Source organism: Nocardioides alkalitolerans DSM 16699, assembly GCF_000426525.1.
Classification (GTDB): Bacteria; Actinomycetota; Actinomycetes; order Propionibacteriales; family Nocardioidaceae; genus Nocardioides; species Nocardioides alkalitolerans.
In genome coordinates this window covers 23,820-35,712 of sequence record NZ_AUFN01000001.1, presented here as the reverse complement: position 1 = coordinate 35,712, position 11,893 = coordinate 23,820, and the positions used below count along the sequence as shown (strand labels likewise).

Annotated in this window: 6 protein-coding genes; 5 read left to right on the top strand and 1 reads right to left on the bottom strand. The window is 68.6% G+C overall.

The window, feature by feature from the left end; all coding sequences use genetic code 11:
• Window positions 1–1,419 carry a heparan-alpha-glucosaminide N-acetyltransferase domain-containing protein gene (locus K329_RS30560; RefSeq protein ID WP_052336185.1) on the bottom strand — a complete coding sequence of 473 codons (1,419 nt, stop codon included), beginning with the start codon at window positions 1,417–1,419 and terminating at the stop codon, window positions 1–3.
• Between the two features lie 308 nt (window positions 1,420–1,727).
• On the opposite strand from K329_RS30560, the gene rplJ reads away from it, so the two are divergent.
• The 5 genes from rplJ to K329_RS0100115 all read left to right on the top strand — a co-directional run bounded on the left by rplJ (window position 1,728) and on the right by K329_RS0100115 (window position 11,848).
• Window positions 1,728–2,354 (top strand): 50S ribosomal protein L10, encoded by a 627-nt coding sequence (rplJ, locus tag K329_RS0100135; protein WP_028471480.1) that lies wholly within the window; start codon window positions 1,728–1,730, stop codon window positions 2,352–2,354.
• An 80-nt stretch (window positions 2,355–2,434) separates the two neighbouring features.
• Window positions 2,435–2,821, top strand: coding sequence for a 50S ribosomal protein L7/L12 (gene rplL / locus K329_RS0100130; protein ID WP_028471479.1), 387 nt, complete (start codon window positions 2,435–2,437; stop codon window positions 2,819–2,821).
• A 269-nt stretch (window positions 2,822–3,090) separates the two neighbouring features.
• Window positions 3,091–4,047, top strand: coding sequence for an ABC transporter ATP-binding protein (locus K329_RS0100125; protein WP_028471478.1), 957 nt, complete (start codon window positions 3,091–3,093; stop codon window positions 4,045–4,047).
• A gap of 297 nt (window positions 4,048–4,344) precedes the next feature.
• Window positions 4,345–7,857, top strand: coding sequence for a DNA-directed RNA polymerase subunit beta (gene rpoB, locus K329_RS0100120; RefSeq protein WP_028471477.1), 3,513 nt, complete (start codon window positions 4,345–4,347; stop codon window positions 7,855–7,857).
• Between the two features lie 91 nt (window positions 7,858–7,948).
• Window positions 7,949–11,848: a DNA-directed RNA polymerase subunit beta' gene (locus K329_RS0100115; protein ID WP_028471476.1), complete on the top strand. Its 3,900-nt coding sequence runs from the start codon at window positions 7,949–7,951 to the stop codon at window positions 11,846–11,848.
• Window positions 11,849–11,893 lie beyond the last annotated feature (45 nt).

The following is an 11,893-nucleotide window of genomic DNA, read 5'->3' as shown; positions in this document are numbered from 1 at the left end:
TCAGCGTGCGGTGCCCCGGGCGGTGGCCTCGGCCACCCGGCCGACGAGCCGCTCGAGCGGCCCCCGGCCCAGCAGGGCCGCCCAGGCCGTCGTGCCGAGCACCAGGCCCAGGCAGGTCCAGCCCCAGGTCGCGTTGCTGGAGACGTAGCCGCCCGGCCCGGCCACGGCGACCAGCACGAGGACATGCGCGGCGTACGCCGTCAGCGGCATCGAGCCCAGGGCACCGAGGGGCAGGAACGCCCAGCGCAGCGGACGCGCCAGGAGCAGGCAGAGCCCGACGAGCGCCACGGCGAGCCCGCCCGACCCGAGGATCTCGAGCGTCCCGCCGGAGTGCGGCTCGTCGGCGACGAGCGCGCCCAGCATCATGGTCCCGGGGCGGCCGTCGGTGACCTGCTCCCAGTACGACGGCGAGTCGTCGTCGACGTGCTCCTCGGAGCCGTCGAGCTCGACGACCGAGCCGCTGCCGTCGTACGACGAGCCGCCCAGCGAGAAGTCGGCGTAGTCCTCCTCCGGGTAGCACATGACCCAGCCGTCGCTGTCGACCTCGCAGACCAGGCCCGTCAGGTCGACCTCGTCCGTCGGCACCTTCTCGATGCTGAACTCCTCGACGTCGTCGACGTCCTCGGGGAAGCTCGCGGACTCCTGGAGGTCCTCGTCCCACGCCTCCTCGACCAGACGGTCGACGGAGGGGCCGGCCAGCGCGGCCACGCCGTACCCGGTCGCGGAGACCACGGCGCCCACGACGAGCAGCAGCGCGGCGACGCGGGCCCGGTCGAGCCGCAGGCGGCCGAGGGCCATGCCGGCCAGCAGGAAGGTCATCCAGACGGTGAGGGGGTAGATGCCGAACACGACGAAGTCGAGCCCCGCGCCGTACGCGTCGAGCGACAGCACCCGTACGCCGGCCAGCAGCGCCGGGCCCGCGAGCGCGAGCACGGCCGCGGTGAGCAGCAGCCGCGACGCCCGCCAGCGGAGGAAGGGGAGTGCCGCGACGTAGAGGACGCCGTAGACGGTGAGGATGACCGCGACCGCCGTGCCGAGCAGCTCGAGCAGGATCCCGATGGCGAAGATGGCCGCCCCGCGCCCCACCAGCCGCAGCCGCAGGCCGGGAAGGTCCTCGACCGGGGGTCGCCGGGTGCGGCCCGTGACGAGCGCGATCGAGATCCCGGCCAGCACGGCGAAGAGGATCGAGGAACGGCCGTGCACCAGACCGCCCCACGTGCCCGGGTCGGACCACTCGAGCTCGGGCACGACGCCCATGTGGGCTCCGGCCATGCCGAGCACCGCGATCCCGCGGGCCACGTCGAGGCCGAGCAGCCGGGGCGGCCGGCCGAAGCCGCGACCGAAGCCGGCGAGGCGGGCGAGCGGGGAGCGTCGCCGGGGCGGCTCCGCGGCGGGCCCGGGGGCCGGAGGTGCTGTCACCGCCGCAGACTAGAGCCGCGCGCCGTCCTCCGCGGGCCGAACGGGGGTGGGTCGCCCGACCGATTTGGTACGGCGCCCCCCCGCGCCGTACAGTTCCTGCTTGCAACCAGAGACCGCCGGTTGTCATGCCGTGCCCGCGAGGGTGAGGGATGACCGAAGGTTCCGCACTCGCGGACATCCTGCGCAGGTGAGGCAAGCAGTACGACGCCCCGCGTCGAACTCCGCGCCCCGAGCCTGTGCTCGGGGCGTTCGTGTTTCCCGCGGGTCCTTCGCTGTGGTCTCGACGACCGTAGTTCGGAAGGAGACCCATGGCGCGGCCAGAGAGAACAGCTGCTGTCGCGGAGATCGTTGAGTCGTTCAACGGTTCCGCTGCTGCTGTGCTGACCGAGTACCGCGGTCTCACCGTGAAGGAGCTGCAGAACCTGCGGCGCTCCCTCGGCGAGAACGCCAACTACGCCGTGGTCAAGAACACGCTGGCCAAGATCGCCGCCAACGAGGTGGGCATCTCCGGCTTCGACGACCTGCTCACCGGCCCGACCGCCATCGCCTTCATCCAGGGCGACGTGGTTGCGGCGGCGAAGGGTCTGCGTGACTTTGCCAAGGCGAACCCCGCCCTTGTCATCAAGGGCGGCATCCTGGACGGCAAGCAGCTCGACGCTGCCGAGATCGCCAAGCTGGCGGACCTCGAGTCCCGTGAGGTGCTGCTGGCGAAGGTTGCCGGCGCAATGACCGCGACGCTGTCCCAGGCGCTGTACGTGCTCAACGCCCTCCCCTCGCAGACCGCTCGCCTCGCGGCAGCCCTGCAGGAGAAGGCCGAGAACGACCCCTCTGTCCTCGCAGGTGGTGCCGGTGAGCCGGCCGCAGCCTCTGCCGAGGAGGTCACGGAGGCCCCCGCTGACGCGGAGGCCACCGAGGACGCACCCGCCGAGGCCTGAGGCCGAAGCAACCACCACCTGAAGAAAACCCCGGTCGTACGGCGCATCGCCGCGCGACCTGACTAGGAAGGAACGCCACCATGGCGAAGCTCAGCACCGACGAGCTGCTCGAGGCTTTCAAGGAGCTCACCCTCATCGAGCTCTCCGAGTTCGTGAAGCAGTTCGAGGAGACCTTCGGCGTCACCGCCGCCGCCCCGGTCGCCGTCGCGGCCGCCGCTGGTGGCGGCGCGCCCGCCGCCGAGGCCGAGGCCGAGAAGGACGAGTTCGACGTCGTCCTCGAGGCCGCCGGCGAGAAGAAGATCAACGTCATCAAGGAGGTGCGCGCCCTGACCTCCCTCGGCCTGAAGGAGGCCAAGGAGCTCGTCGAGGCGGCCCCCAAGGCTGTTCTCGAGGGCGCCACCAAGGAGGCCGCCGAGAAGGCCAAGGAGGCCCTCGAGGGCGCCGGCGCCACCGTCACGCTCAAGTGACCTCTGGTCTCTGAGAGACACCACGACGTCCAGGCCTCGCGCCTGCCGTCGTACGCCGCAGGGGCGGCCACCTCCGGGTGGCCGCCCCTGCTGGCGTCTCCGGGCCGTGCACCTCGATCGGCGGGGGACCGACGCGTGGGCGCCGCCTCGACCGTGCGAGGTGATCCGCGTAACATCGCGGCCAGTCAACAGTTGTCCACCCAGGTGGGCCGCCCCGCACTGTCGCGTGGGCTCCGTGGCCGGATGCAGCACGTGAGGAAGAGGCGCGCATGGGAGTGGAGATCCAGGTCGACGACCTGACGAAGTCGTTCGGCAAGCAGGTCATCTGGCGCGACGTGTCGCTGACCGTGCCCGCCGGCGAGATCTGCGTGATGCTCGGTCCCTCCGGCACGGGCAAGTCGGTCTTCCTCAAGGCGCTCATCGGGCTCCTGAAGCCCGACAAGGGCTCCATCGTCATCGAGGGCACCGACATCGCGACGTGCTCCGAGAAGGACCTCTACGAGATCCGCAAGCTCTTCGGCGTGCTGTTCCAGGACGGCGCCATGTTCGGCTCGATGAACCTCTACGACAACGTGGCGTTCCCGCTGCGCGAGCACACGCGCAAGTCGGAGTCCGACATCCGCAACATCGTCATGGAGAAGATGGACCTCGTGGGCCTCGTCGGCGCCGAGGACAAGCTGCCCGGCGAGATCTCCGGCGGCATGCGCAAGCGCGCCGGCCTCGCCCGCGCCCTCGTGCTCGACCCCGAGATCGTGCTCTTCGACGAGCCCGACTCGGGTCTCGACCCCGTGCGCACCGCGTTCCTCAACCAGCTGATCGTCGACCTCAACGCCCAGATCGACGCGACGTTCCTCATCGTCACCCACGACATCAACACGGCCCGCACCGTGCCCGACAACATCGGCCTGCTCTACCACAAGCACCTGGCGATGTTCGGCCCCCGCGAGATGCTGCTCAGCTCGGAGGAGCCGGTCGTGCGGCAGTTCCTCAACGCGCAGCGCATCGGGCCGATCGGCATGAGCGAGGAGAAGGACGCGGGCGACCTCGCCGCCGAGGAGGGCCAGGAGCTGCCGCCCCTGCCGCCGATCCCGCTCCAGCTCGACCCGTCGAACGGCATCCCGCGCCGCAGCCAGCGCGAGCCCGGCGGCTGGTGCCGCGAGCACGGGGTGACCCCGCCTCCAGGGTCGTTCGAGGGCCAGTTCGCCTCGGTGGCCTCGTCGCCCTGAGCCTGGACCGCACCGGGGTCGGGCCCGCGGGAGACCGTCGGACCGCCCGGTACGGCGACGCCGGCGCCCTGCGTGCTCGTCCCCATGGTGCGGGCCCCGCGCTTGACGACCGGCCGCACCCGGGGCCATGATCCTCGGCAACGAGAGGTCTCCTCCGGTCACACGGTCCTGCCTTGCGCGCGGTTGACCAAGACTGTATGTTAGCGCTTTGCGCCTGCTCTCAAATGCTCATCGCCTGCCCGGTGGTTGATCGAGTGGTCAGCCGGCGCCACCCCTTCAGCGAACTTCTCCGAAGGAATGGTCTTGGCCGCGAGCAACAACGCTGGTAATCCCCGCCGTATCTCTTTTGCAAAGATCTCCGAGCCGCTGGAAGTACCCCAGCTGCTCGACCTGCAGACCAAGAGCTTCGAGTGGCTCATCGGTGACGAGGGCTGGGAAGCCCAGGTCCAGGCCCGCGTCGACGCGGGCGAGGACGTGTCGTCGAAGTCGGGTCTGCAGGAGATCTTCGAGGAGATCTCCCCGATCGAGGACTTCTCGGAGACGATGTCGCTCTCCTTCGAGAACCCCGTCTTCGTGGACCCGAAGTACACGGAGGAGGAGTGCAAGGAGAAGGACTTCACCTACTCCCGCCCCCTCTACGTCTCGGCCGAGTTCACCAACAACGAGACCGGTGAGATCAAGGGCCAGACCGTCTTCATGGGCGACTTCCCCATGATGACCCGCAAGGGCACCTTCATCATCAACGGCACCGAGCGTGTCGTCGTCTCGCAGCTGGTCCGCTCGCCCGGTGTCTACTTCGAGCGCTCGGCCGACAAGACGTCCGACAAGGACATCTACACGTCGAAGGTCATCCCCTCGCGGGGCGCCTGGCTCGAGTTCGAGATCGACAAGCGCGACCTGGTCGGCGTCCGCCTCGACCGCAAGCGCAAGCAGAACGTGACGGTCCTCCTCAAGGCGCTCGGCTGGACGAACGAGCAGATCCGCGAGGAGTTCGGGCAGTACGAGTCGATGATGCTCACCCTGGAGAAGGACAACACCGCCAACCAGGACGAGGCGCTGCTCGACATCTACCGCAAGCTGCGCCCCGGCGAGCCGCCGACGCGTGAGGCTGCGCAGACGCTGCTGAACAACTACTACTTCAACCCGAAGCGGTACGACCTCGCCAAGGTGGGTCGCTACAAGATCAACAAGAAGCTGGGCGTGGCGCAGGCCTTCGACCAGCAGACGCTGACGATCGACGACATCGTCGCGACCGTCCGCTACATCGTCGAGCTGCACGCCGCGGGCAACCCGATGGAGGCGCCGGACTTCACCGACGCCGCCGGCGAGGTCGTCCACGGGCCCGACGACAAGCCCGTCAAGGTCTCGGCCGACGACATCGACCACTTCGGCAACCGTCGCATGCGCGCCGTGGGCGAGCTGATCCAGAACCAGCTCCGCACCGGTCTGGCCCGCATGGAGCGCGTCGTGCGCGAGCGCATGACGACGCAGGACGTCGAGGCGATCACGCCCCAGTCGCTCATCAACATCCGTCCCGTCGTGGCGGCTCTCAAGGAGTTCTTCGGAACCTCCCAGCTGAGCCAGTTCATGGACCAGACGAACCCCATCGCGGGCCTGACGCACAAGCGTCGCCTCTCCGCGCTCGGCCCGGGTGGTCTCTCCCGCGACCGCGCCGGCATGGAGGTCCGCGACGTCCACCACAGCCACTACGGCCGCATGTGCCCGATCGAGACGCCGGAGGGCCCGAACATCGGCCTCATCGGCTCGCTCGCGTCGTTCGGTCGCATCAACCCGTTCGGGTTCGTGGAGACGCCGTACCGCAAGGTCGTCGACGGTCAGGTCACCGACCAGATCGACTACCTGACGGCTGACGACGAGGACCGCTACGTCATCGCGCAGGCCAACGCCCTGCTCGACGACGACCTCCGCTTCACGGAGGAGCGCGTCCTGGTCCGCCAGAAGAACGGTGAGGTCGACGCGATCCTCGCGGACGAGGTCGACTACATGGACGTCTCGCCGCGCCAGATGGTGTCGGTCGCGACCGCGCTGATCCCGTTCCTCGAGCACGACGACGCGAACCGCGCGCTCATGGGCGCCAACATGCAGCGTCAGGCCGTGCCGCTCATCCGCAGCGACTCGCCGTTCGTCGGCACCGGCATGGAGCTCCGTGCCGCCGTCGACGCCGGTGACGTGGTCGTGGCCGAGGCCGCCGGTGTCGTCAAGGACGTCTCGGCCGACCTGGTCGAGACCATGAACGACGACGGCAGCTACTCGTCGTACCGCCTCGCGAAGTTCAAGCGCTCGAACCAGGGCACCTGCATCAACCAGCGCCCGCTGGTGAGCGAGGGTGACCGCGTCGAGGTCGGCACGCCGATCGCCGACGGTCCGTGCACGGACGACGCCGAGATGGCGCTGGGTGCGAACCTGCTCGTGGCGTTCATGCCGTGGCAGGGTCACAACTACGAGGACGCGATCATCCTCAGCCAGCGTCTCGTGCAGGAGGACATGCTCACCTCGATCCACATCGAGGAGCACGAGGTCGACGCCCGCGACACGAAGCTCGGTCCCGAGGACATCACGCGGGACATCCCGAACGTGTCCGAGGAGATGCTGGCCGACCTCGACGAGCGCGGCATCATCCGCATCGGCGCCGAGGTCACCACCGGTGACATCCTCGTCGGCAAGGTCACGCCCAAGGGCGAGACCGAGCTGACGCCCGAGGAGCGCCTGCTCCGCGCGATCTTCGGCGAGAAGGCGCGCGAGGTGCGCGACACCTCGATGAAGGTGCCGCACGGTGAGTCCGGCACGGTCATCGGCGTCCGCGTCTTCGACCGCGAGGAGGGCGACGAGCTGCCGCCCGGCGTCAACCAGCTCGTGCGGGTCTACGTCGCGCAGAAGCGCAAGATCTCCGTGGGTGACAAGCTCGCCGGCCGTCACGGCAACAAGGGCGTCATCGCGAAGATCCTGCCGATCGAGGACATGCCGTTCATGGAGGACGGCACGGCGGTCGACGTCGTGCTCAACCCCCTGGGTGTGCCGCGACGGATGAACATCGGCCAGATCCTCGAGCTCCACCTCGGGTGGCTCGCGAAGCAGGGCTGGGACCTCAACCTCTCGGGCGACCCCGAGAGCGCGGACTGGAAGCAGCGCCTGATCTCGATCGGCGCCGGCCAGGCCGACCCGAACTCGAAGGTCGCGACGCCGGTCTTCGACGGGGCGCGCGAGGACGAGATCACGGGCCTGCTCGGCGCGACGATCCCGAACCGCGACGGCAACCGGATGATCGACTCGACGGGCAAGGCCAACCTCCTGGACGGCCGCTCCGGCGAGCCGTTCCCGGAGCCGGTCTCGGTGGGCTACATGTACATCCTGAAGCTCCACCACCTGGTCGACGACAAGATCCACGCACGCAGCACCGGCCCCTACTCGATGATCACGCAGCAGCCCCTGGGCGGTAAGGCCCAGTTCGGCGGCCAGCGGTTCGGCGAGATGGAGGTCTGGGCGATGGAGGCGTACGGCGCCGCCTACGCCCTGCAGGAGCTGCTGACGATCAAGTCCGACGACGTGCCGGGCCGCGTGAAGGTCTACGAGGCCATCGTGAAGGGCGAGAACATCCCCGACTCGGGCATCCCGGAGTCGTTCAAGGTGCTCGTCAAGGAGATGCAGTCGCTCTGCCTGAACGTCGAGGTGCTCAGCCAGGACGGTTCGCAGATCGAGCTCCGTGACGCGGAGGAGGACGTCTTCCGCGCCGCCGAGGAGCTCGGCATCGACCTCTCCCGTCGCGAGCCCAGCTCGGTCGAAGAAGTCTGAGTGACCGGGCAGCCCGCCGCCCCAGCGGCGGCGGGCTGCCCGCCCTCGGTCAAGTCTTGATTGCACAGAACTAACGAAGGAATCAGCCATCGTGCTCGACGTGAACTTCTTCGACCAGCTCAAGATCGGTCTCGCGACCCCGGACGACATCCGGACGTGGAGCCACGGCGAGGTCAAGAAGCCGGAGACCATCAACTACCGCACGCTCAAGCCGGAGCGTGACGGCCTCTTCTGCGAGAAGATCTTCGGTCCCACCCGGGACTGGGAGTGCTACTGCGGCAAGTACAAGCGCGTGCGCTTCAAGGGCATCATCTGCGAGCGCTGCGGCGTCGAGGTGACCCGTTCCAAGGTCCGCCGCGAGCGGATGGGCCACATCGAGCTCGCCGCGCCGGTCACCCACATCTGGTACTTCAAGGGTGTCCCGAGCCGCCTCGGCTACCTGCTCGACCTCGCCCCGAAGGACCTCGAGAAGGTCATCTACTTCGCGGCGTACATGATCACGTCCGTCGACGAGGACGCGCGCCACCGCGACCTCTCCGACCTCGAGGGCAAGATCAGCCTCGAGCGTGAGCGCCTCGAGAAGCGTCGCGACGGCTCGCTGTCCGACCGCACCAAGAAGCTCGAGGAGGACCTCGGTGCCCTCGAGGCCGAGGGTGCCAAGGCCGACGCGAAGCGCAAGGTCCGCGACGGTGCCGAGCGCGAGATGAAGCAGCTCCGCGACCGCGCTCAGCGCGAGATCGACCGCCTCGACGAGGTGTGGAGCACCTTCAAGAGCCTCAAGGTCCAGGACCTCATGGGCGACGAGATGCTCTACCGCGAGATGAAGTCGTGGTTCGGCAAGTACTTCGAGGGCTTCATGGGCGCCACGGCGATCCAGCGCCGCCTGCACGACTTCGACATCGAGGCCGAGGTGGAGTCGCTGCGCGACACCATCGCCAACGGCAAGGGCCAGAAGAAGGTCCGCGCCCTCAAGCGCCTCAAGGTCGTCGACGCGTTCCGCAAGACCGGCAACCAGCCGGTCGGCATGGTCCTCGACGCCGTCCCGGTGATCCCGCCGGAGCTGCGCCCGATGGTGCAGCTCGACGGTGGTCGCTTCGCGACGTCCGACCTGAACGACCTCTACCGCCGCGTGATCAACCGCAACAACCGCCTCAAGCGGCTGCTCGACCTCGGTGCGCCGGAGATCATCGTCAACAACGAGAAGCGGATGCTCCAGGAGGCCGTCGACTCGCTGTTCGACAACGGCCGCCGCGGTCGTCCCGTCACCGGCCCGGGCAACCGGCCGCTGAAGTCGATCTCCGACATGCTCAAGGGCAAGCAGGGTCGATTCCGCCAGAACCTGCTCGGCAAGCGCGTCGACTACTCGGGTCGTTCGGTCATCGTCTCCGGCCCGCAGCTGAAGCTGCACCAGTGCGGTCTGCCCAAGCAGATGGCGCTGGAGCTCTTCAAGCCGTTCGTGATGAAGCGCCTCGTGGACCTCTCCCACGCGCAGAACATCAAGTCGGCCAAGCGCATGGTCGAGCGCGCCACCTCCGGTGCGCGCTACGCCGTGGTGTGGGACGTCCTCGAAGAGGTCATCACCGAGCACCCCGTGCTGCTCAACCGCGCGCCCACGCTGCACCGTCTCGGCATCCAGGCGTTCGAGCCGCAGCTCATCGAGGGCAAGGCCATCCAGATCCACCCGCTCGTCTGCGGCGCGTTCAACGCCGACTTCGACGGTGACCAGATGGCCGTGCACCTCCCGCTCTCCGCGGAGGCGCAGGCCGAGGCCCGCATCCTGATGCTGTCGACGAACAACATCCTGAAGCCGTCCGACGGTCGTCCCGTGACGATGCCGTCGCAGGACATGATCATCGGCCTCTTCTGGCTCACCACCGACCGTGAGGGCGAGCCCGGCGAGGGCCGCGCGTTCACGTCGCCGGCCGAGGCGATCATGGCCTTCGACCGTCGCGAGATCACGCTGCAGAGCAAGATCAAGCTGCGCCTCAACGACGCCCAGCCGCCGCTCGGCCACGAACTGTCGGAGTCCTGGACGCCGGGTCAGGCGATCCTGCTCGAGACGACCCTGGGTCGCTCGATCTTCAACGACACCCTGCCGGCCAACTACCCCTTCGTGAACTACGAGGTGGGCAAGAAGCAGCTCGGTGCCATCGTCAACGACCTGGCCGAGCGCTACACCAAGGTCGAGGTCGCGGCGTCGCTGGACGCGCTCAAGGACACGGGCTTCCACTGGGCGACCCGCTCGGGCGTGACCGTCTCCATCGACGACGTCACGACGCCGGACGCCGAGAAGGCCGAGATCCTCGTGGCCTCCGAGGCGCGCGCCGAGAAGATCCAGAAGCAGTACGAGCGTGGTCTGGTCACCGACGACGAGCGTCGCCAGGAGCTCATCGAGATCTGGACCCAGGCGGCCGCGAAGGTCGGAGACGCCATGGAGGCGAACTTCGACCGCAAGAACCCGATCTACATGATGGTCGACTCGGGCGCGTCCGGAAACATGAACCAGATCCGCCAGGTGGCCGCCATGCGTGGTCTCGTGGCGAACCCGAAGGGCGAGATCATCCCGCGCCCGATCAAGTCCAACTTCCGTGAGGGCCTCACCGTCCTCGAGTACTTCATCGCCACCCACGGTGCCCGCAAGGGTCTCGCGGACACGGCGCTGCGTACGGCGGACTCGGGCTACCTGACGCGTCGACTCGTCGACGTCAGCCAGGACGTCATCATCCGCGAGGACGACTGCGGCACCGAGCGCGGTCTGCCCAAGCAGATCGGCGAGCGCGGCGAGGACGGTGTCGTCCGCAAGGCCGACAACGTCGAGACCGCGGCGTACGCCCGTTCCGCCGCCTCCGAGATCACCCACCCCGAGACCGGCGACACGCTGGTCGAGGCGGGCGGCGACCTCGGCGACGTCAAGATCGCGGAGCTCGTGGCGGCCGGCATCGAGGAGGTCAAGGTCCGTTCGGTCCTGACCTGCGAGGCCAAGACCGGCACGTGCGCGAAGTGCTACGGCCGTTCGCTCGCGACCGGCAAGCTCGTCGACATCGGTGAGGCGGTCGGCATCATCGCCGCCCAGTCCATCGGTGAGCCGGGCACGCAGCTCACGATGCGTACCTTCCACACCGGTGGTGTGGCGTCGGCCGACGACATCACGCAGGGTCTGCCCCGCGTCGTCGAGCTCTTCGAGGCCCGCTCGCCCAAGGGTCGTTCGCCGATCTCGGAGGCCGCCGGCCGCGTCGAGATCGAGGACACCGACAAGGCGCGCACGCTGCTCGTGACGCCGGACGACGGCTCGGAGGTGCAGGAGTACCCGATCTCCAAGCGCCTGCGCCTGCTCGTCAACGACGGCGACCACGTCGAGGTCGGCCAGATGCTGACGGTCGGTACGCCGGACCCGCAGGACGTCCTGCGGATCCTCGGTGTGCGTGCCGCGCAGAAGCACCTGGTGGACGAGGTGCAGAACGTGTACCGCAGCCAGGGCGTGGCGATCCACGACAAGCACATCGAGATCATCGTGCGGCAGATGCTGCGTCGCGTGACGGTCATCGAGTCCGGTGACACCAACCTGCTGCCCTCCGACCTCGTCGACCGCGTGCGGTTCGAGACGGAGAACCGTCGGGTCGTCTCCGAGAGCGGCAAGCCCGCCTCGGGTCGTCCGGTGCTCATGGGCATCACGAAGGCGTCGCTGGCGACCGAGTCGTGGCTCTCGGCGGCCTCCTTCCAGGAGACCACCCGCGTGCTCACCGACGCGGCCATCAACGGTCGTTCCGACAGCCTCCGTGGCCTGAAGGAGAACGTGATCATCGGAAAGCTGATCCCGGCGGGCACCGGCCTCGAGCGGTACCGCAACATCCGGGTGGAGCCGACCGAGGAGGCTCGGGCCGCGGCGTACTCCGTCCAGGGCTACGACTCCTACGACTACGAGTTCGGCAACACGGGTGGCGGCCAGGCCGTCGCTCTGGACGACTTCGACTTCGGGTCCTACCAGGCCTGAGTCACCGTCCGACCCCACCGGCCCGTCCCCGCTCTGCGGGGGCGG